The sequence below is a fragment of the Tenacibaculum mesophilum genome (genome assembly GCF_003867075.1).
Taxonomy (GTDB): Bacteria; Bacteroidota; Bacteroidia; order Flavobacteriales; family Flavobacteriaceae; genus Polaribacter; species Polaribacter mesophilus.
Genome location: NZ_CP032544.1, coordinates 16,734 through 38,273 on the forward strand (window position 1 = coordinate 16,734; position 21,540 = coordinate 38,273).

General features: G+C 32.8%; 23 protein-coding genes and 1 riboswitch. Of the genes, 20 read left to right on the plus strand and 3 right to left on the minus strand.

Translation table 11 applies throughout. The features are described 5' to 3' along the window. Window positions 1-38 precede the first annotated feature (38 nt). The 4 genes from carA to D6200_RS00170 all read left to right on the plus strand — a co-directional run bounded on the left by carA (window position 39) and on the right by D6200_RS00170 (window position 3,805). On the plus strand, window positions 39-1,148 hold the full coding sequence (gene carA, locus D6200_RS00155; protein ID WP_073181428.1) for a glutamine-hydrolyzing carbamoyl-phosphate synthase small subunit: 1,110 nt from the start codon (window positions 39-41) through the stop codon (window positions 1,146-1,148). A 72-nt stretch (window positions 1,149-1,220) separates the two neighbouring features. Beyond that, a complete protein-coding gene (gene eno / locus D6200_RS00160) occupies window positions 1,221-2,510 on the plus strand; it encodes a phosphopyruvate hydratase (protein WP_073181426.1) in 1,290 nt (429 codons plus the stop codon). Between the two features lie 154 nt (window positions 2,511-2,664). Continuing rightward, on the plus strand, window positions 2,665-3,207 hold the full coding sequence (locus D6200_RS00165) for a hypothetical protein (RefSeq protein WP_073181425.1): 543 nt from the start codon (window positions 2,665-2,667) through the stop codon (window positions 3,205-3,207). Between the two features lie 4 nt (window positions 3,208-3,211). Continuing rightward, on the plus strand, window positions 3,212-3,805 hold the full coding sequence (locus D6200_RS00170; RefSeq protein ID WP_125064355.1) for a hypothetical protein: 594 nt from the start codon (window positions 3,212-3,214) through the stop codon (window positions 3,803-3,805). Between the two features lie 81 nt (window positions 3,806-3,886). On the opposite strand, the gene D6200_RS00175 is transcribed toward D6200_RS00170, so the two are convergent. Further along, a complete protein-coding gene (locus D6200_RS00175; RefSeq protein WP_073181421.1) occupies window positions 3,887-4,741 on the minus strand; it encodes a neutral zinc metallopeptidase in 855 nt (284 codons plus the stop codon). Between the two features lie 384 nt (window positions 4,742-5,125). Between D6200_RS00175 and D6200_RS00180 the strand changes: the two genes are divergently transcribed. The 11 genes from D6200_RS00180 (at window position 5,126) to moeB (ending at window position 15,426) form a co-directional block, all read left to right on the plus strand. Then, window positions 5,126-6,412, plus strand: a complete 1,287-nt coding sequence (locus D6200_RS00180; protein ID WP_073181419.1) for a citrate synthase — start codon at window positions 5,126-5,128, stop codon at window positions 6,410-6,412. Between the two features lie 62 nt (window positions 6,413-6,474). After that, on the plus strand, window positions 6,475-7,428 hold the full coding sequence (locus D6200_RS00185) for an arginase (protein ID WP_231128385.1): 954 nt from the start codon (window positions 6,475-6,477) through the stop codon (window positions 7,426-7,428). A 97-nt stretch (window positions 7,429-7,525) separates the two neighbouring features. After that, a riboswitch (TPP riboswitch) is annotated at window positions 7,526-7,620 on the plus strand. 67 nt (window positions 7,621-7,687) lie between these two features. Next, window positions 7,688-7,891 (plus strand): sulfur carrier protein ThiS, encoded by a 204-nt coding sequence (gene thiS, locus D6200_RS00190; protein ID WP_047789808.1) that lies wholly within the window; start codon window positions 7,688-7,690, stop codon window positions 7,889-7,891. 45 nt (window positions 7,892-7,936) lie between these two features. Then, window positions 7,937-9,796, plus strand: coding sequence for a phosphomethylpyrimidine synthase ThiC (gene thiC / locus D6200_RS00195; protein WP_073181417.1), 1,860 nt, complete (start codon window positions 7,937-7,939; stop codon window positions 9,794-9,796). A gap of 73 nt (window positions 9,797-9,869) precedes the next feature. Beyond that, the gene (locus D6200_RS00200) at window positions 9,870-10,472 is read left to right on the plus strand and encodes a thiamine phosphate synthase (RefSeq protein WP_073181415.1); all 603 of its coding nucleotides are present in this window, start codon (window positions 9,870-9,872) and stop codon (window positions 10,470-10,472) included. A 33-nt stretch (window positions 10,473-10,505) separates the two neighbouring features. Then, window positions 10,506-11,261, plus strand: coding sequence for a hydroxymethylpyrimidine/phosphomethylpyrimidine kinase (locus D6200_RS00205; protein WP_073181413.1), 756 nt, complete (start codon window positions 10,506-10,508; stop codon window positions 11,259-11,261). Continuing rightward, the gene (thiE, locus tag D6200_RS00210) at window positions 11,258-11,905 is read left to right on the plus strand and encodes a thiamine phosphate synthase (RefSeq protein WP_073181411.1); all 648 of its coding nucleotides are present in this window, start codon (window positions 11,258-11,260) and stop codon (window positions 11,903-11,905) included. Before D6200_RS00205 ends, thiE begins: the two co-directional genes overlap by 4 nt. Before the next feature lie 10 nt (window positions 11,906-11,915). Beyond that, the gene (locus D6200_RS00215) at window positions 11,916-12,686 is read left to right on the plus strand and encodes a thiazole synthase (RefSeq protein ID WP_073181409.1); all 771 of its coding nucleotides are present in this window, start codon (window positions 11,916-11,918) and stop codon (window positions 12,684-12,686) included. Window positions 12,687-12,728: 42 nt separating this feature from the next. Continuing rightward, the gene (thiH, locus tag D6200_RS00220; protein ID WP_083574751.1) at window positions 12,729-13,901 is read left to right on the plus strand and encodes a 2-iminoacetate synthase ThiH; all 1,173 of its coding nucleotides are present in this window, start codon (window positions 12,729-12,731) and stop codon (window positions 13,899-13,901) included. A gap of 70 nt (window positions 13,902-13,971) precedes the next feature. Beyond that, complete coding sequence (locus D6200_RS15585; protein ID WP_431197051.1) at window positions 13,972-14,187, plus strand: four helix bundle protein; 216 nt, start codon at window positions 13,972-13,974, stop codon at window positions 14,185-14,187. A 186-nt stretch (window positions 14,188-14,373) separates the two neighbouring features. After that, entirely contained in the window at window positions 14,374-15,426 is a 1,053-nt protein-coding gene (moeB, locus tag D6200_RS00230; protein ID WP_073181406.1) for a HesA/MoeB/ThiF family protein, read from the plus strand. A 79-nt stretch (window positions 15,427-15,505) separates the two neighbouring features. Here moeB and D6200_RS00235 read toward each other — a convergent pair whose 3' ends face one another. Both D6200_RS00235 and meaB read right to left on the minus strand, forming a co-directional pair. After that, complete coding sequence (locus D6200_RS00235) at window positions 15,506-15,847, minus strand: tRNA-binding protein (protein ID WP_073181404.1); 342 nt, start codon at window positions 15,845-15,847, stop codon at window positions 15,506-15,508. Window positions 15,848-15,929: 82 nt separating this feature from the next. Continuing rightward, complete coding sequence (meaB, locus tag D6200_RS00240) at window positions 15,930-17,003, minus strand: methylmalonyl Co-A mutase-associated GTPase MeaB (protein WP_073181402.1); 1,074 nt, start codon at window positions 17,001-17,003, stop codon at window positions 15,930-15,932. Between the two features lie 100 nt (window positions 17,004-17,103). On the opposite strand from meaB, the gene D6200_RS00245 reads away from it, so the two are divergent. The 5 genes from D6200_RS00245 to yidD all read left to right on the plus strand — a co-directional run bounded on the left by D6200_RS00245 (window position 17,104) and on the right by yidD (window position 21,476). After that, window positions 17,104-17,652, plus strand: a complete 549-nt coding sequence (locus D6200_RS00245; protein WP_073181400.1) for an RNA polymerase sigma factor — start codon at window positions 17,104-17,106, stop codon at window positions 17,650-17,652. Then, window positions 17,645-18,211: a hypothetical protein gene (locus tag D6200_RS00250; protein ID WP_073181398.1), complete on the plus strand. Its 567-nt coding sequence runs from the start codon at window positions 17,645-17,647 to the stop codon at window positions 18,209-18,211. The genes D6200_RS00245 and D6200_RS00250 overlap by 8 nt, the downstream gene beginning before the upstream one ends. After that, window positions 18,192-19,649 carry a hypothetical protein gene (locus D6200_RS00255; RefSeq protein ID WP_073181393.1) on the plus strand — a complete coding sequence of 486 codons (1,458 nt, stop codon included), beginning with the start codon at window positions 18,192-18,194 and terminating at the stop codon, window positions 19,647-19,649. Before D6200_RS00250 ends, D6200_RS00255 begins: the two co-directional genes overlap by 20 nt. A 108-nt stretch (window positions 19,650-19,757) precedes the next feature. Beyond that, complete coding sequence (cysS, locus tag D6200_RS00260) at window positions 19,758-21,239, plus strand: cysteine--tRNA ligase (protein WP_073181391.1); 1,482 nt, start codon at window positions 19,758-19,760, stop codon at window positions 21,237-21,239. After that, window positions 21,240-21,476 carry a membrane protein insertion efficiency factor YidD gene (gene yidD, locus D6200_RS00265; protein ID WP_073181389.1) on the plus strand — a complete coding sequence of 79 codons (237 nt, stop codon included), beginning with the start codon at window positions 21,240-21,242 and terminating at the stop codon, window positions 21,474-21,476. Window positions 21,477-21,540: the final 64 nt, after the last annotated feature.

The following is a 21,540-nucleotide window of genomic DNA, read 5'->3' on the forward strand; positions in this document are numbered from 1 at the left end:
TTATATATTTTTGCAAACAAATTACACAACACCACTAAATGAAATATCAAACACGTAAAAAAGCATTAGTTCTATTAGCAGACGGAACTATTTTCTACGGAAAATCTATTGGAATAGAAGGAACCGCAACAGGAGAAATTTGTTTTAATACTGGAATGACAGGGTACCAAGAAATTTTTACAGACCCTTCATACTTTGGACAATTAATGGTAGCTACCAATGCTCATATTGGTAATTATGGAGTTAATAATGAAGAAGTAGAATCAGAAGGAATTAAAATTTCAGGATTAATTTGTCGTAACTTTAGTTTTACACACTCTCGTGTAGATTCAGATGGAAATTTATTAGACTGGTTCGTGAAACACAATTTAGTAGCTATATCAGACGTAGATACACGTGCGTTAGTATCTTACATTAGAGAAAATGGAGCTATGAATGCTATTATTTCAACTGAAGTAGATAAAATAGACGAATTAAAGAAGCAATTAGCTGAAATTCCTAATATGGAAGGATTAGAATTAGCTTCTAAGGTATCAACTAAAGAACCTTATTTTGTAGGTGATGAAAATGCTCAAATAAAAATATCAGCTTTAGATATAGGTATCAAGAAAAATATTTTAAGAAACTTAGCAAAAAGAGGGGCTTATATTAAAGTGTACCCTTACAATGCGAGTTTTGAACAAATGAGTGATTTTAACCCTGATGGATATTTTATTTCTAACGGTCCTGGAGATCCTGAGCCTCTAGTAGAAGCTCAAAAGACAGCAAAAGAAATTATCGAAAAAGATTTACCATTGTTTGGAATATGTTTGGGGCACCAAGTAATTGCGTTAGCTAACGGGATTTCTACTTATAAAATGCACAATGGTCACAGAGGAATTAATCACCCGGTAAAGAACTTATTGACAGGAAAAGGAGAAATTACTTCTCAAAACCATGGTTTTGCTATCAATAGAGAAGAAACAGAAGCGCATCCTGATGTGGAAATAACACATGTACACTTAAATGATAATACTGTAGCAGGTATTAGAATGAAGTCTAAAAATGTATTTTCTGTACAATACCATCCAGAAGCTAGTCCTGGACCACATGACGCTGAATACTTATTTGACCAGTTTATTGAGAACATCAAAAAAGTAAAAGCATAAATTTTTAAAAGTATAATAAATAAATTCCCGTGAATTAACAATCACGGGAATCTATATTAAAAGCAAATAACTATGAGTATCATAATAAACATTCATGCACGTCAAATTTTTGATTCAAGAGGAAATCCAACAGTGGAAGTAGATGTAACTACAGAAAATGGAATTGTAGGTAGAGCAGCAGTACCATCTGGTGCTTCTACAGGAGAACACGAAGCTGTTGAATTACGTGATGGAGGTGACAATTATATGGGTAAAGGTGTTTTAAAAGCGGTTGAAAATGTTAACACAGTTATTGCCCAAGAGTTATTAGGAGTATCTGTATTTGAGCAAAACATGATCGATCAATTGATGATTGATTTAGATGGAACTCCGAACAAATCAGTTTTAGGAGCGAATGCTATTTTAGGTGTTTCTTTAGCAGCAGCAAAAGCAGCAGCAAATGAATTAGGATTACCATTATATCGTTATGTAGGCGGAGTTTCAGCAAATACTTTACCTGTTCCTATGATGAATATCATTAATGGAGGTTCACATTCAGATGCACCAATTGCATTCCAAGAATTTATGGTTATGCCAGTAAAAGCTCAAAACTTTACAGAAGCAATGCAAGTAGGGTCTGAAATCTTCCATAACTTAAAGAAAGTATTGCATGACCGTAATTTATCTACAGCAGTAGGAGATGAAGGAGGGTTTGCTCCAACTTTAAAAGGAACAGAAGATGCTATTGAAACAATTGCCTTAGCAACCAAGAATGCTGGATACAAATTTGGAGAAGAAGTGATGATTGCATTAGATTGTGCTTCAGCTGAGTTTTATATAGATGGACAGTATGATTATACTAAGTTTGAAGGAGATAAAGGTGCTGTAAGAACTTCAGAAGAACAAGCTACTTATTTAGCTGAATTATGTGAAAAATACCCTATTATATCTATTGAAGATGGAATGGATGAGAACGATTGGGATGGATGGAAGATGTTAACAGAAAAAGTAGGAGATAGAGTTCAGTTAGTTGGAGATGATTTATTTGTAACAAACGTTGAGCGTTTATCAAAAGGAATTGAGAATGGAATTGCAAATTCAATCTTAATTAAAGTAAATCAAATAGGTACATTAACAGAAACAATTGCAGCGGTAAACATGGCGCATAATGCAGGATATACTTCTGTAATGAGTCATCGTTCTGGAGAAACTGAAGATAATACCATTGCAGATTTAGCTGTAGCATTAAACTGTGGACAAATCAAAACAGGTTCTGCTTCACGTTCTGATCGTATGGCAAAATACAATCAATTATTACGTATTGAAGAACAATTGGCAGATGTAGCTTATTATCCGAAAGAAAAAGCGTTTAAAATAAAATAATTTTTTAATAAACTTTAAAGCCCGTACTTAAGTACGGGCTTTTTTAGTTAAGTATAGTATTGTTTTTTGATAAATAGTTTAAATATAAGAAGTAAAAGTAGGGTAAAACACTTCTAACTTTTTATATAGTTGTTTATGAACTAAAAAAATAATTATGAAAAAATCATTCCTGCTTATTTGTAGCTTATTTGTTGCAACAGTATTTTCTCAAGAACAACTAACGCAGCGTGTTTGGAGAGTAAATTTTTTAAACCCAGGGATTGAATATGAAATGCCTATTGGAAATAACTCAACTCTTTCTATAGGGGTAGGAATAGGATATAGTGGAAGTTATCCACACTCTTCAGCTTCTGATGTAGATACAGGGTTAGTATATGCCATAAACCCTTTTTTAGATGTGCAACAGAGATGGTTTTATAATTTTGATAAACGTAAAACTAAAGGTTTGAATATAACCAACAATTCAGCAAATTTTATATCAGCTCGTATTTTAACAAGAGGTAAAACTCTTTTTGGAGATGATGTAGTAACTGATAATTTAGATTTTGCTGTCGGACCTACTTGGGGTATCCAACGTAAATATGGTAAAAACTTTCACTTTTTATTTGATATGGGACCTATTTATTATTTTGATGTAAATGGAGGTCATGGTTTTTTCCCCTTAATGTTACAACTAAATTTAGGGTTTGATTTATAGAAATATGAAATACTTATACATATTACTTGCTGTTATTGTAATTACGTCTTGTAATTTGGTAAAATACACTCATTCTGGAGATGTAAATTCACGATTAGATTTCAGAAAAGGAAAGTGGTTGTTAAATGATGTTACTTCTTTTAAAAACATTAGAAAAGATGGCTTAACTGAAATGGCAAATGAACGATTTTCTGAACTTATAGGTAATAGACTTTTGGTAGTTAGCAACATGAAAGGACTATTAATTCCTAGTAATATTTCACCTAGTCTTGATAAATCTATTTTAAAAGATATAAAATACGGCACAGGTTATGATTACTTTATTGATATTAGAACTAAAAATATATCCAATGAAGTAGGTGTTTTAGGGGCAAGTAACTTTCTAACTGATCCTTCAAAAAACATAGGTGAGGTGACACTTAGTATCTACGATTTAAACATATTTAAAATAATATACAGTCAAACAGTAGTTGGTAAATTAGTTGTTTCTGAAAGAGATAATGATTATGCACCTTCTAAAAACTCAACCCTCATTATTCATAGTGCTTTGAAAAGAATTATGAAGAAGATCAAGAAAAACCAAATCAAGGTTAAGTAGTATAAAATAAACAAAGGCTATCTTGTATATAAGACAGCCTTTGAAATTAAATTCAATTCGTTTATTTTAGTCGATTATATTTTAATTTAAGTTTAAGAATTCTTCTTCAGAAATTTCTCCTGAAGCAATTTTTTGTAACTCTTCTAAGTGTGCTACAATATGCTCGTGCTGACTTTGTTCGATAGTAGCAGGCTTAACTAATTCTAACTTTAATCTACCATCTTTTACATAATAGTCATAGTAGTAAAAAAAGTTTGTATCAAAGTTTCTGTTAGAATAGGTACCGTTATCTCCTAATAAGTAACCTAACCTAAAAGCAGATCTTCTTTGTGCAGCTGTACCATGAGAACTTCCATTAGGACCAGCTAATGTTTGTGAGAAGTTGTAAGCACCCGCTGCAGTATTCCAATCACTAGTATAAGTTCTACGGATAAAATATCCTCCAAAACCATCAGCTTCTAATTCAGTAGCACTAACATGATTGCCGCTAGGAATGGTATTGTCTCTAAACTGTACTTGATGTGCCATTTCATGAGCAGCAACATAAGCAATAGCAACATTACCATAATTTAAAGCACTAGCTAGCAATTCTTCTCCCCATACTACATAACCATTAGAATAAGAAAGAGCATTGAAAGTTCCGTCTCCACCTGCTAAGTATAAAGGTACATTACCCATTCCAAAAAAACTAGCTGCTTCGTTGTGTTCAGCCTTTAAAAAATTGGTAGTAGATTGATTAACGATGACATCAGCCCAATAAGAGTTTGGTCCAAAACCGTCAACAGTGTAACACTCAGCATTGTTAATTTCTAGCATGCTTGGAGAGTTAATCCCCATAGGGGCGTTGTCGCTTGTTAAATTATTGTCTTCTTTGGTACATTGTACGGCAAGAATTGATATGCATAATAATGCAATAATAAATTTAATTTTTTTCATTGTGAAAGGGTTTTATGAATTGAATTAATTTTTTCTAAAAATATATGTTGTTTTGTTAACGGAGTTAAATAAAAGATATTGTGTATTTAATTTGTTATCAAGAAAAAAATACACACTCTAAAAGAATACGGAATTTGGTATGCTTAAATAAGTTTGTAAGGTCTGAAAAAATAAGAGAATTAAGATTAAATCAATTTTATAAAAGAAATTAATTGTGTCTTTCTTCTAGGTAAGGCGTTGTATTATAAGTAAGATTAGATTTGTTTTTTTTAATAAAATAAACTGATTTTTACATATTAAAAATCTATCAATTCTAACTTTTAAAATAATTCAAAAAATGGTATCTTCGCAACTCACTTCAATCATAAAAAATTATAGTAAAAAATGTCAGATATAGCAAAATTACAAATTGGCGAAAATACGTATGAGTTTCCTTTAATAAAAGGAACAGAAAATGAAACTGCAATTGATATTAAAGCCTTAAGAGGAGCCACGGGTGGAGTTATAACTATTGACCCAGGATACAAGAATACAGGTTCATGCCAAAGTGCTATAACATTTTTAAACGGTGAAGAAGGTATCTTAAGATACCGTGGATATTCAATTGAAGAATTGGCAGAAAAAGCAGATTTCTTAGAAGTGGCTTATGCGTTAATTTTTGGAGAATTACCAACTAAAGAACAATTAGATAAATTTTATGGAGACATCTTAGATGAAGCTATTGTTGATGATGACATCAAAAAAATTATTGATGCCTTTCCAAAGAATGCACATCCAATGGGGGTATTATCGTCGTTAACGTCTGCATTAACAGCTTTTAATCCATCTTCTGTTAATGTTGACTCAGAAGAAGATATGTATAAAGCTATTGTTAAAATAATGGGGAAATTCCCAGTATTGGTAGCTTGGACTTTACGTAAGAAACAAGGATTGCCATTAAATTACGGTTCACGTAAGTTAGGTTATGTTGAGAATATTTTAACAATGATGTTTCAAAAACCTAATGACGAGTATGAATTAAATCCAATAGTTAAAGATGCCCTAGATAAGTTATTAATCTTACATGCAGACCATGAACAAAACTGTTCTACATCTACAGTACGTATTGTAGGTTCTTCTCATGCAGGATTATTTGCATCGCTATCAGCAGGAATTTCAGCTTTATGGGGACCTTTACATGGTGGAGCAAATCAAGCAGTACTTGAAATGTTAGAAGCAATTAAAGAAGATGGGGGAGATACTAAAAAGTACATGGCAAAAGCTAAAGATAAAAATGATCCTTTCCGTTTAATGGGATTCGGACATCGTGTATATAAAAACTTCGACCCGAGAGCAAGAATCATTAAAAAAGCTGCTGATGAAGTGTTAAACGACTTAGGAGTTGAAGACCCAATTTTAGATATAGCAAAAGGATTAGAGCAAGAAGCATTAAATGACCCATATTTTGTAGATAGAAAACTATATCCAAATGTAGATTTCTACTCAGGAATAATATATAGAGCTATGGGAATTCCTGTAGAAATGTTTACAGTAATGTTTGCTCTAGGGCGCTTGCCAGGATGGATTGCTCAATGGAGAGAAATGCGTTTAAACAAAGAACCAATTGGTCGTCCACGTCAAGTTTACGTTGGAGAGAACTTAAGGGAATTCGTAGAATTAGACAAGAGATAAACTATTTAAAAAGTGTCATTTAAAATAATTAAATGGCATTTTTTTATGTAAAATAACTCATGATGAAAGAAATTAAAATTATCAAAAACAGATCAGACATTGGAGCAGGAACTCGTGGGTCTGACATGGGAGTAGATGCGATTGAAATTGCAGCGATAAATAAAAAAAGTAATTATTTCGATTCTTTTGATTTTGAAGATGTAATCACTGAAAACGAATCTATTTATAACAAGGTAAATAATTCGTTTGCAAAACGAATTGATAGCGTTTTTAATCAATGTAAACGATTAAGTAACCACGTGAAAGTAAATTTACAAGAAGGGAAGTTTCCTATAGTTTTGTCTGGAGACCATTCTTCAGCGTTAGGAACTATCAGTGGAATAAAAGCAGCTAACCCTAATAAAAGAGTAGGAGTAGTTTGGATTGATGCTCATGGAGATTTACATTCTCCTTATACATCACCATCAGGAAATATTCACGGAATGCCTTTATCTGCCGCTATTTCAGATGATAATTTAGACTGCCAAATTAATGATGTAGACAGAGAAACATCAGAGTTGTGGGAACGTATGAAAAACATAGGTACTCCAGGGCAAAAAGTTTTACCTGAAGACATCATTTTCTTTGGTGTTCGTGATACAGAAGAACCAGAAGACAAACAAATGGAAAAATATGGTATTAAAAACTATATGGTTGCTGAAGTTCGTTACCGTGGATTAGATGTTTGTGTAAACGAAGCTTTAGATAAATTATCTGTTTGTGATGTAATATATGTGTCGTTTGATGTAGATTCAATGGATTGTGATATGATATCTTATGGTACAGGAACACCAGTACCTAAAGGATTTGATCAACATGAAATCATTGATATAATTAACGGATTGTTAGCAAGTAATAAAGTAGCTTGTTTGGAGTTTGTTGAAGTAAACCCATTACTAGACTTTAAAGGAAATAAAATGGCTGAAACGGCGTTTGAAGTTCTTGAAGAAGTAACTAAAAAGGTAAAGAGTTTATAGTATTATAATAATTTTTGTAAAAAGCGAACTTTTAAAAGTTCGCTTTTTTATTTTTATAGAGGTCGTTTTAGAAAAAATAAACGTTTATATTTGTTGCAGTAAACTTTAGGAGTAGCTAGTTCGCTAGTTTGAGAAAGATCCTTTGAACCTGATATGGTTAACACCAGCGTAGGGAAAAGTTATAAAATCTTATTTAGGTATTGTTCATAATAAAACAATTCTGAATTTCTTCTACAGTTTACTTTAAATATATGTTAGTATGATAACGATAAAAGTAAACAATAATCAACAAGAGTTTTTAAGCCCATTAGTATTGCAAGAATTAGTAGATAAACTACAAATTAAAACCAATGGAATTGCTATTGCTGTTAACAGTAGTGTGGTAAAAAAAACAGATTGGTCTTCAAAACTACTCCAAAACAATGATGAAGTTTTAATCATTAAATCTACACAAGGAGGATAATATTTTCAGCAAACAAAATTCAAATTATAAACAAACAACCTTAAAATGAAGAAAAAAGATACAGCTCCAAAACAAGATGGTGTAACAAGACAACCATTTCCGAACTCCAAAAAAATATATGTTCAAGGAAAAATTCATCCACAGATAAAAGTAGCAATGCGCGAAATTGAATTGAGTGATACTGTGGATTCGATGACTAAAAAAAGAACACCTAATGAGCCAGTTACAGTATACGATACTTCAGGTCCTTATACAGACCCCAATAAAGAGATTAATATTCATAATGGATTAGAACGTATTCGAGAAGAATGGATTATAGAGAGAGGAGATGTAGAAGAATTAAATGAATTTACTTCGAATTATTGTAACGAACGTTTAAATGATAAAAGTTTAGACCATTTACGATTTAACTTAAAGCATAAACCTAAGAGAGCTAAAAAAGGACAAAATGTAACTCAGTTACATTATGCAAAAAAAGGAATTATTACCCCCGAGATGGAATATATTGCCATTCGTGAAAACCAGCGAATAGATGAAATGACACGTTTGTCTAAACAACATCCAGGGGAAGATTTCGGAGCAAGTATTCCTACAAAAATTACTCCTGAATTTGTTCGAGAGGAAGTAGCAAGAGGACGCGCAGTTATTCCTTCAAACATCAACCATCCAGAAGCAGAACCTATGATTTTAGGTCGTAATTTCTTGGTGAAAATCAATGCGAATATTGGAAATTCAGCTACCACCTCATCAATAGAAGAAGAAGTAGAAAAAGCAGTTTGGGCATGTCGTTGGGGTGCTGATAATATTATGGATTTATCTACAGGTAAAAATATTCATGAAACTAGAGAGTGGATTATCCGTAATTCACCTGTACCTGTAGGAACCGTACCTATTTATCAAGCTTTAGAGAAAGTAAATGGGATTGCTGAAGACTTAACTTGGGAAATTTTTAGAGATACTTTAATTGAACAAGCTGAGCAAGGAGTAGATTACTTTACGATTCACGCAGGAGTTCGTTTACGTTATGTGCCTATGACGGCAAAACGTATTACAGGGATTGTATCAAGAGGAGGTTCTATCATGGCAAAATGGTGTTTAGCACACCATAAAGAGAGCTTTTTATATACTCATTTCGAAGAAATTTGTGAAATTATGAAGGCTTATGATGTTGCTTTTTCGTTAGGAGATGGTTTACGACCAGGTTGTATTGCCGATGCGAATGATGAAGCGCAATTTGCTGAATTAGAAACGTTAGGGGAGCTAACAAAAATAGCACGTAAACATGAAGTACAATGCTTTATAGAAGGTCCAGGTCACGTGCCAATGCATATGATTAAAGCAAATATGGATAAGCAATTGGAAGCTTGTGATGAAGCTCCGTTTTATACTTTAGGGCCTTTAACTACGGATATTGCTCCAGGATACGACCATATAACTTCAGGAATTGGAGCGGCAATGATTGGTTGGTTTGGTTGTGCCATGTTGTGTTATGTAACACCAAAAGAACATTTAGGGTTACCTAATAAAGAAGATGTACGTACAGGAGTAGTTACTTATAAATTAGCAGCCCATGCAGCGGATTTAGCAAAAGGACATCCGGGAGCGCAACACAGAGATGATGCTTTAAGTAAAGCACGTTTTGAGTTCCGTTGGGAAGATCAATTCAATTTAGGATTGGACCCAGAATTAGCTAGAGAATATCACGATGAGACCTTACCAGCAGAAGGAGCTAAAATTGCACATTTTTGCTCTATGTGTGGGCCAAAATTCTGTTCTATGAAAATATCGCAGGAAGTACGTGACTTTGCAGCAGAAAATAAAGTGGAAGGAGACGAAGTATTTGCAAAAGGAATGGAGGAAAAATCTAAAGAGTTTAAAGACAAAGGTTCAGAAGTTTATCTATAAAACCTAAACTTAGAATTATGAATTACGAGTTGACAATTTCTAAATTCGTAATTCATAATTTAAAATTCACTATATGATTGTTTTAATAGCTCCAGAAAAAGATATTCCAAATGAGATTGAAATCCTTCAACAATTATTTAAAGAAGGATTGGAATATTATCATTTCAGAAAACCTGATAAGAATTACGAGGAGCATGTAGCTTATTTGAATAAGATAGATGAAAAGTATCATGATAGAATAGTTACTCATTATTTTCATAAACTCATTAATGAATTCAACCTAAAAGGAATTCATTTTCAAGAGCAAAAAAGAATTGATGCTTTAGAGAATGGAAGCGAATATTTTATAGGATTAAACATGATAGGAAAAACGATGAGTAGCTCTTTTCATGAACCTTCAGTTCTAGCGAATTGCGACATCGAATTTGATTACCATTTATTAAGTCCTGTTTTCTCTTCTATTTCAAAGAAAGGATACGAAGGAAGAGGTTTTGATGTAAATCATATTGATAAAACCATTATAGGTATGGGCGGAATTAATACTGATACCATTCAAAAAACCTTAGAGTTAGGTTTTCAAGGAATAGGTGTGTTAGGAGGAGTTTGGAATACAGAAACCCCAGTTGAAAGCTTTAAAAATATCAAGCGTCATTACGAGAAGTATATGAAGAAGTAATCTTTTTATCAAAAGAAAGCATATTAATAAAAAATGAAACAACAAGCTTACATACTAACGATTGCAGGATTTGATCCGTCAAGTGGAGCAGGATTGACTTCGGATATTAAAACTTTTGAAGCACATGGGTTATATGGATTATCGGTATGTACAGCAGTTACAGTTCAAAATGACATCGATTTTAAAGACTGTGTTTGGATTGATAAAGAAACCATCATCAGTCAAATAGAAACTTTATTTGAACGCTTTGAAATATCAGTAGCAAAAATAGGAATCATCCAATCTTGGAATGTATTATTGGAGGTTGTTCAAACACTAAAAAAATACAATTCATCCATAAAAATAGTATTGGATCCTATTTTAAAAGCCAGTGCTGGATTTGATTTTCATTCCGAAGAGAATATAAAGGTGTTTGAAGAAGTATTGCAACATTGTGATTTTATCACTCCAAATTATGATGAAATCAAAGTTTTGTTTTCTAATAAATCGATTGAAGAAACCATTGAATTCATTTCAGAAAAGACCAATATCTATTTAAAAGGAGGACATAGAGAAGATAAAAAAGGATGGGATGAAGTATATCACAGTAAGATAGTACAATTGAATATTCCACCGAAAGCTACATCCGTTTTTGAAAAGCATGGAAGCGGTTGTGTGTTGTCTTCAGCTTTAACTTCAAACATAGCCAAACAACTTTCTTTAGAAGATGCATGTACAAATGCCAAATGGTATACAGAACAATTTTTAAACTCTAATAAAACGCTCTTAGGAGAGCACAACTATACATGATAAGTAAATTACACTATATAACTCAAGGGAAAACTCCAGAAGAACACTTAGAAAATGTTCAAAGAGCTTGTGCTTCTGGAGCAGAGTGGGTACAACTCCGATTAAAGAATCTGGATCCGAAAACTATTTTAGAAACAGCACAAAAAGCGAGAGAAATTACGAGTCATTTTCAAACTCGTTTAATCATAAACGATTACTACAGAGTAGCTAAAGAAGTTAAAGCAGATGGAGTTCATTTAGGAAAAACAGATACGTGTCCGTTAAAAGCAAAAGAGTATTTAGGTGATTTATATATCGTAGGGGGAACAGCCAATACTTTGGAGGATTGTAAAAAACTCTTAGAAAAAGGAGTAGATTATATTGGTTTAGGTCCTTATCAGTTTACTGAAACTAAAAAGAATTTGAGTCCAGTTTTAGGAACTACTGGATATCAAGTGCTATTAGAAGAGTTGAAAACAACCACTCCAATAATAGCCATTGGAGGAATTACTATAGAAGACGTATCTGAAGTTATAAACACAGGAGTATATGGAGTCGCTGTTTCAGGAGCAATTACACAAAATTTCAACTCGATTCCTACATTTCATAAAATTTTAAAAGCTCCAAGTACCAATGAACAAGTGTACAAAATAGGAGCTCAATAAATTAGCAATAATGAATACCAACTTAACAATAGCCGATAAAACATTTACCTCACGATTATTTACAGGAACAGGAAAATTCAGTTCCTCACAATTAATGAAAGAGGCTTTACTAGCATCAGAAAGTGAATTGATAACAGTTGCTTTAAAAAGAGTAGATGTTCAAAATGAAGATGATGATATCTTATCACATTTAAGCCACTCAAGAATCAATTTATTACCAAACACTTCGGGAGTTCGTACAGCAAAAGAAGCAGTGTTTGCAGCTGAATTGTCTAGAGAAGCTTTGGAAACGAATTGGGTAAAATTAGAAATACATCCAGACCCAAGATATTTATTACCTGATCCTATCGAAACCTTAAAAGCTGCTGAAGAATTAGTAAAAGAAGGATTTGTAGTGATGCCTTACATTCATGCAGATCCGGTTTTATGTAAGCGATTAGAAGAAGTAGGAACACAATGTGTAATGCCTTTAGGAGCGCCCATTGGAAGTAATAAAGGATTGAAGACGTTGGAGTTTTTAGAAATCATTATAGAACAATCTAATGTTCCAGTAGTTGTAGATGCTGGTATTGGAGCACCCTCGCATGCGGCATATGCTATGGAATTAGGAGCTGATGCTGTTTTAGTAAACACAGCTATTGCGGTATCACAAAATCCGGTAGCGATGGCGCAAGCTTTTAAGATGGCAGTTGAAGCAGGAAGAATGGCTTATGAAGCAAAATTAGCTCCCGAAAGAAAACAAGCAGAAGCAAGTAGTCCGTTAACGAGTTTTTTAAATTAAAGCTGTTGGCATTTAGTCATTAGCTTATTTAAAATTAATACGATGTTAGTAAACAAAACAAAAAGTAATATAGAAAAGCTAGAGGCTAATGGCCAAGAGCTAACAGCCAAAAGCTTTAAAACCATATTCAACCGATACAATTGGGATGAAACTTTACAAAGCATTTTCAATAAAACATCCGTTGATGTTGAAAGTGCTTTATCTAAGGATAAACTCGATTTGGAAGATTTTAAAGCGCTCATTTCTCCTGCAGCAAAACCATTTTTAGAGCAAATGGCGCAAAGGAGTCGCATGCTTACTAAAAAGCGATTTGGAAATACCATTCAAATGTATGCTCCAATGTATTTGAGTAACGAGTGTCAGAATATATGTACGTATTGCGGATTCAGTTTTACAAACAAAATTCCGAGAAGAACATTAACCGACGATGAAATATTAAAAGAAGTTGCTTTTTTAAAGAAAAAAGGCTACGATCATATTTTGTTAGTTACTGGGGAAGCTAACAGAACAGTGGGAGTTGATTATATCAAAAACGCGATTCAGCTCATTCGTTCACAATTTTCAAATATTACTATTGAAGTTCAACCTTTAGATCAAGATGAATATGAATTGTTAATTGAGAATGGGTTGTATGCCGTATTGGTATATCAAGAAACCTATCATAAACAAGAGTATAAAAAACATCATCCGAAAGGGAAAAAATCAAACTTTGAGTATCGTTTAGAAACCCCTGATAGATTGGGGAAAGCAGGTGTTCATAAAATAGGATTAGGAGCTTTATTTGGACTGGAAGATTGGCGAGCTGATAGCTTTTTTACAGCATTACACTTAAAATATTTACAAAAAACCTACTGGAAAACGAAGTATTCTATTTCATTTCCACGCTTGAGACCACATTCAGGAGGATTAGAACCCAAAGTAGAAATGACGGATGCAGATTTGGTACAATTAATCTGTGCGTTTAGATTATTAGATGAAGATGTAGAACTGTCAATGTCTACCCGAGAAAGTGAAGTTTTTAGGAATAATATTGTTAATTTAGGGGCAACCTCAATAAGTGCAGAGTCAAAGACAAATCCTGGAGGATATAGTGTTGAACCACAATCGTTAGAGCAATTTGAAATTTCAGACGAACGAAGTACAGAAGAAATTGTACAGATGCTAAAAGGTCAAGGGTTAGAAGTGGTTTGGAAAGATTGGGAGCAGTTTGGATAGATTGGCTTTTAGCTGTTAGCACTTGGTTTTTTGAGGTAATGATTAAGATTGAAAAACAAATAAAAAAGCTATGAGAAATTATCGAAAGTTTGAAGTGTGGAAAAAATCACATGAGCTAGCATTAAAAGTGTACGAGTTAACTAAAGGCTTTCCTAAAGAAGAAATATATGGAATAACTTCACAATTAAGAAGAGCTTCATTATCAGTTCCAACGAATATTGTTGAAGGAGTTAGTAGAAATACAGAAAAAGAATTTGCTTATTTTGTTAATATAGCATCAGGTTAATCAGCTGATGTTGAGTACCTTCTAGAGCTTACAAGTGAATTGAATTATTTGTCGTACGAAGATCATGAAAATTTAAATAGAGAAATAATTTCAATAAGAAAAATGTTAAATGTATTATACTCAAGGTTAAGAAAATAAAGTTGTAAAATAAATACTAATAGCCAAAAGCGAATAGCTAATAACCAAATGCTAACAAAAGAAGAACAAAAACAATACAACCGTCATTTAATTCTCAATAAAGTAGGAGAAGAGGGGCAATTAAAATTAAAACAATCCAAGGTATTAGTGATAGGGGCCGGTGGATTAGGGTGTCCTGTACTACAATATTTAACAGCAGCAGGTGTAGGTACGATTGGAATTATAGATGATGATGTAGTAGACCAAAGTAACTTACAGCGTCAAATATTATATACAATAGACGATATAGGAAAGTCTAAAGCAGAAACAGCAGTAAATCGTTTGTCAAAGTTAAACCCTTTTGTTCAGTTTCATGTATATAAAGAAAAATTAACTAATCAGAATGCTATTTCATTATTTGAAAAATATGATGTAATTGTAGATGGTAGCGATAATTTTGCCACTCGTTATTTAACCAACGATGCAGCGGTATTAACACAAAAGCCATTGGTGTATGGGGCTATTTTTAAGTTTGAAGGACAAGTAAGTGTTTTTAATTATAAGGGAAGTGCTACGTATCGATGTTTATATCCAACACCACCCAAACCAGAAGAATCACCCAATTGTTCAGAAATTGGTGTGATAGGTGTATTACCCGGAATCATAGGAAGCTTACAAGCCAATGAAACTATTAAAATTATTTGTGGAATAGGAGAGGTGTTAGCTAATAAATTATTGATGTATGATACGTTAAGCATGCGTCAAATGATATTAAAGTTTGAAAAGACCGATAAAGCTGAGGTTATTGAATTAGATAACGATTATGAATTCTTTTGCGGAATAAAAACAGCTACTCACGAGATAGCTCTAGAGGAGTTACAAAATAATCTAACATCCTATAATTTATTAGATGTTCGTGAAGATTGGGAACGAGAGCAGCACCATATTGGAGGACAACATATACCTTTAGGAGAGCTTGCTCAACGATATGATGAAATAAATACTGAAAAGCCTATGGTTGTTTATTGTAAATCAGGAGTACGTAGTCAACGAGCAATTGATTTTTTAGAGCAACAATTTGACAGCATTACTTTTCTAAATTTAAAGAATGGACTGGGGTAGTAATTTATTAAAGCTAAAAAGTTCAAAAAGCTGATTTCTCTTAATACAAATAAAACTTGATAAAAAACAGGAAAGAATGCTACGCAATCTTTGTCCCGTTTTTAACAGCACGTTCAGTAGTTAACAAAGTAACCTCTTTACCATCACCTAAACCACCTAATACAAGGCATTCACTCATCATATTAGCAATTTGTTTTTTAGGAAAGTTTACCACAGCAACCACTTGTTTTCCTATCAAATCTTCAGGCTGATACAGTTTAGTGATTTGTGCTGAGGTTTTTTTAATTCCGTAATCACCAAAATCAACCTGCATTTTATAGGCAGGATTTTTAACCTCTTTAAAAACCTCGGCAGAAATGATCGTACCAATACGCATTTCTACCTTTGTAAAGTCATTCCAAGTGAGGGTGTTATCTTCCATATGTCTGTAAATTATACCAGTTAGGTATTTATAGTTGTTTAAAAATAAAATTTTATTAAGTGCCCATTATGAGCTCCATAATTTAGTTATTTTCTAGCAATCGTTTTGCTGCAGTAAACGGTGTCGTTTTCCCATTTTCTAGTTTTGCAATTTCCTGCTGCAATAATTCTTTAATTTTTGGATTGTTATAAAAATTACTTTTTAATTGCTGATTAATGGTTTCTAACAACCAATAATTATTTTGATCATCTCTTTTCTGTTGAAAGTAGCCTGATTTTTTCACTAAACCCATGTACTCTTCAATCATAGCATAGATAGCATCAATTCCTTGATGATGCAATGCACTAGCTAATAAAACTTTAGGTTGCCAATCACTTTCCTTAGCAGGATATAAGTGTAAAGCTCTGTTAAATTCTACTTTCGCTAGTTTAGCATTTTTTTCATTACCGCTATCTGCTTTGTTAATCACAATCGCATCCGCCATTTCAATAATTCCACGTTTAATACCTTGTAATTCGTCACCAGCACCTGCCAATTTCAACAATAAAAAGAAATCAGTCATAGAATGTACAGCCGTTTCTGATTGTCCAACACCTACCGTTTCAATAATAATAGTATCAAAACCAGCTGCTTCACATAAAATAATACTTTCACGTGTTTTTTGAGCAACGCCACCTAACGAAGTTCCAGAAGGAGAAGGGCGTATAAAAGCATTTTCATCAGTTACTAATTCCTCCATACGTGTTTTATCACCTAAAATACTCCCTTTGTTAATAGAACTACTTGGATCTACCGCCAAAACAGCTACTTTTTTTCCTAAAGAAGTTAAATGCTTACCAAAAGCTTCAATAAACGTACTTTTTCCTACACCTGGAACACCTGTAATTCCAATTCTAACCGATTTATTGGCATGCGGTAAACAAGCTTCTAAAATTTCATTGGCTTGTTGTTGGTGTTTTGGATTCGTACTTTCCACTAACGTAATAGCTCTACTTAAAAAAGGAATATTACCAGCAACTATTTGAGTAACAAATTCTTCAGTTGAGGTAGTTTTTCTTCTGTTACGTTTTATTTTTTCTGCAGATGATTTACTGGTGGTTTCAGGCTGAGAAACCCCGTCTTTTTCAGAGAGTGCAGATGTGTCTTTGTCGGTCATTATGTAGGTAAAACAAAATAATAACGTAAATTTAGAAATAAAAATGCAGGAAAATGCAACGCGGTAGAAAAAGTCTCGTATTTAGGGTAAGAAATCAAGAATGAAATCAACCAAACAGTTACATCAATCGGTAATAGATGCCTGTAAAAACAATGATGCAAAAGCACAAATGCAATTGTATGATTTGTATTGTGATGCCATGTATACAGTGGCGTTACGGTATGTAAAAGATTCTTTTATAGCGGAAGATGTAATGCAAGAAGCATTTGTAAAAGCATTTAAAAATATTGATTCATATAAAGAAGGAGTAGTGTTTGGTGCTTGGTTAAAAAGAATCGTTATCAATCAAAGTATTGATTATTTAAAGAAGAGAAAATTAGAACTGGTTTCTATTAACGAAGAGATTACCACAGTAGCAGATGATGATAATTGGAATGTAGCCGCTAGGATATCGTATCAAGATATTGTAAACTGCATTCAACAATTAAAAGAAAAGTATAGAGTTGTGTTAACCCTGTTTTTATTAGAAGGGTATGATCATGGAGAGATTTCGCAAATATTAGGAATTTCGGAAGTGAGTTCGAGAACACATTTATTAAGAGGAAAAAGACAAGTGCAAGAACAATTAAAAGCAGTACACCATGTCTAAAGATATTAGAGAAATACTAAAAAAAAATGTTGAAAACACCGAGAGGTTATCAACAAATCACAGACAGCGTTTTCAACAAAAGTTGATGGATGAATTGCATTCAACACCATCAACAAAAAAATCATATCAGTGGTTGTATATAGCAGCATCCATTGTGTTGTTGGTGAGTTTGGGAATTCAGTTTTACCCAACTAATACTGTAAATCCAATAATAACTGAGCTTCCAAAAGAAACTCAAAATCAAATTAGTTTAGGAACCATATCTCCTGAGTTAAAAACGGTGGAAGATTATTATGTAAATACCATTAATTACGAACTAAGTCAGTTAGAATTAACTGAAGATAATAAAGAACTTTTTGATGGTTATTTAATTAAAATAGGAGAATTAACCAAAGAATATAAATCGTTAACCGAAGAGCTCAATACAAAAGGAATTAACGATGATACTATCAATGCATTGATTGGAAACCTGCAATTACGTTTACAGCTGTTAAAACGTATGCAAAAACAATTACAAGAATTTAAAAATCCAACTCAAAATGACATTCAAACAATTTAAAATCAGTGTTTTTTTACTGTTAGTAACTGGCGTTGTATCTGCACAGAAATACGATAAAAAGTTTAGTGAAAATTTTAAAACAAGTAAAGACGTAGTAGTTAATATCAATGCATCTAATGCAGATGTAGATGTAACTACATGGAATAAAAATGAAGTTTCAGTAGAAGCAGTTGTAGAAGTTGAAGGGCTAGATAAAAAAGAAGCTCAAAAATATTTAGACAACTGGAAATTTGAAGCCTTAGGGAATAAAAGTAAGGTACAAATTAATGCCAATAGAAATAGTTTTAGAATAGGAAGAGACAATATTGTATTCTTCAATTCATCAGACAATAATTACCCAAGAGTATTTGAGTATGATACAGAAAGTGAGGTTGTAGTAATACCAGAAATACCAGAGGTAAGTATCCCGGAAATGCCTGAGATGCCAGAAATGCCTGAAATTGAAATTCCAGAAATTAATTTTGAAAAGTTATTTCAAGATGTGGATTTTGATGTAGAGGAAATGTTTGAAAACGAAGAGCTTGTCAGGTTTAAGTGGAAAGATGGCAAACATAATGTAAATATAACCTCAAAAGAAGAATGGGAGGAATTTAAGAAAACGGAAGCATATAAAGAATATCTTAAGAATAATAAAAATTCTAAAACAAAGATGTTTTTCTCAAAAAACCATCAAGTTCTCAATGAAAAAAAATTAAGAGACGAACTAAAAAGAGTTAAAAGTGAGCTTAAAAAAATTGACAGAGAAAAAATTCAAAAACAATTAGCAAAAGCGAGAGTGGAAATGCATAAGGTTAGAGAAGAAATGAAAAAAAATCACAGGAATTATTCTTTTTCTTCTGACAGCAATAACCTTATGATTAATGGGAAAAAAGTAAAAATCACAAAGAAGATTACGATAAAAGTTCCAAAATCGGCAACCTTTGACTTGAATACACGACACTGTAAAGTAAAACTACCAAAAACTAAAGCTTCAGGAAAGGTTAGTTATGGAACCTTTAAAGCTGACGCACTTGACGGTGGAAAATTAAATATTTCATTTTCACCAGTAAACATAAATTCATTAAACGCTTGTACGTTGTTCTTAAATAATGTAACCGATGCTCAATTAGCATCGGTTACCAATACAACCGTAAACTCTAATTCATCTGGATTGGTGGTAAACAATGTTTATAGCAATGTTGAAGTAAATAATAAGTTTGGAAACTTAACCATAACCAAAGTACACCCTAGTCATGATAATTTAAAAGTACTTTTAAGTTATTCAGATGCTGGGGTTGATTTAGCAGGGATAAACAAAAAATTCGATATTCAGAGTAATAAGATTAAGAAACTAAAAGATGGAAGTGTAGAATATAATGGAGAGTTTATTTTGATTTCAAACGATAAGAAAATAGAAATAGACGGTAAATACAGCCAATTAAAAGTTAAAAACCAATAAGAAATACAAACAAAATTACTTTTTATTTCTACAAAATTGCTGCCAAATTCTTTTTCTATATTCTTTATAAAGTGCCTATATTAGCGATTGCAAATAGTCATTTTTACTATGGAATTATACAAAGAAAATCAACTTAAAATATATAACTCTTTAACCAAATCAAAAGAGCTTTTTAAACCAGTAACAGAAGGACGCGTAGGAATGTATGTATGTGGTCCTACAGTATATAGCAACGCCCATTTAGGAAACGTACGAACTTTTATGTTTTTTGATGTGGTGTATCGTTATTTATTACACCTTGGATACAAGGTGCGTTATGTACGTAACATTACGGATGCTGGTCACTTAGAAAACGATGCAGATGAAGGAGAAGACAGAATTGCAAAGAAAGCACGACTAGAGGAAATTGAACCGATGGAAGTAGTGCAACGTTATACAGTTGATTTCCATAATGTATTAAACAACTATAATTTTTTACCGCCAAGTATAGAGCCTACTGCTACAGGTCATATTGTAGAGCAGATTGAAATGATTAAAGAAATCATGGAAAAAGGTTTTGCTTATGAAGTAAACGGTTCGGTATATTTTGATGTGTTAAAATATAACGAAACAGGCAACTATGGAATTCTTTCTGGTAGAAAATTTGAAGATGCTATTCATAACACAAGAGCGTTAGACGGACAGTCAGATAAGAGAAATCCGCAAGACTTTGCTCTTTGGAAAAAAGCCGATGATCGTCATATCATGCGTTGGCCTTCACCTTGGAGTGATGGTTTCCCAGGTTGGCATTTAGAATGTTCAGTAATGAGCACAAAGTACTTAGGTGAACAGTTTGATATTCATGGTGGAGGAATGGATTTAAAATTCCCGCATCATGAGTGTGAAATTGCACAATCGCAAACGTGTAGCGGTGTAAAACCAGTAAATTACTGGATGCACACCAATATGTTATTGTTGAACAGTCAAAAAATGGCAAAATCAACAGGGAACTTTATTTTACCAAATGAAATTTTAACGGGAGAAAATAACATTTTAGGAAAACCTTTTTCAGCAAGTGTGGTTCGTTTTTTCAATATGCAAGCTAACTATAGAAGCATTTTAGACTTTTCTGGAGAAGCGTTAGAAGCTGCTGAAAAAGGACATGCGAAATTAATGGAAGCTGTAGATTTCTTAAGTAAAATTGAAGCAGGTACTACTTCTACATTTGATGTGCAAAAATGGAAACAAGATTGCTACGATGCCATGAATGATGATTTTAATACACCAATATTAATATCACATTTATTTGAAGCAGTAAAAGTTATCAATCAAATAAAAGAAGGAAAGGCAAGTTTAACTACCGATGACTTAGAAGTGTTTAAAAATACAATCAATGCGTTTGTTTTTGATGTATTAGGATTAATGAATGAAACTTCAGAAGGAAATAATTCAGACAAACTAAGTGGTGTAGTTGAAATGTTAATTAGCATGCGTAAAGAAGCACGTGAAAATAAAGATTGGGCATTATCTGATGAAATTCGTGATAGATTACTGGAATTAGGTATTCAATTAAAAGACGGTAGAGAAGGAACAACGTTTACAGTTAACTAATTGAAAAAAATACTAACATATCCGTTTATATTACTAGTTCGATTTTATCAAACAGCCATATCTCCGTTTACACCAGCAACATGTAGATATTCACCAACGTGTTCAAGCTACACAATTGAAGCGTTACAAAAACACGGATTGTTTTACGGTGGTTGGTTGGCATTGAAAAGAATTTTCAGTTGTCACCCTTGGGGAGGAAGCGGTTACGATCCTGTTCCAGAGAAAAAAGAAAAATAATAATTGTCATTGAGGAGTTTATTAAGAAGTAATCTTAAGATTATTTCATTTTAACTTGTCTTAA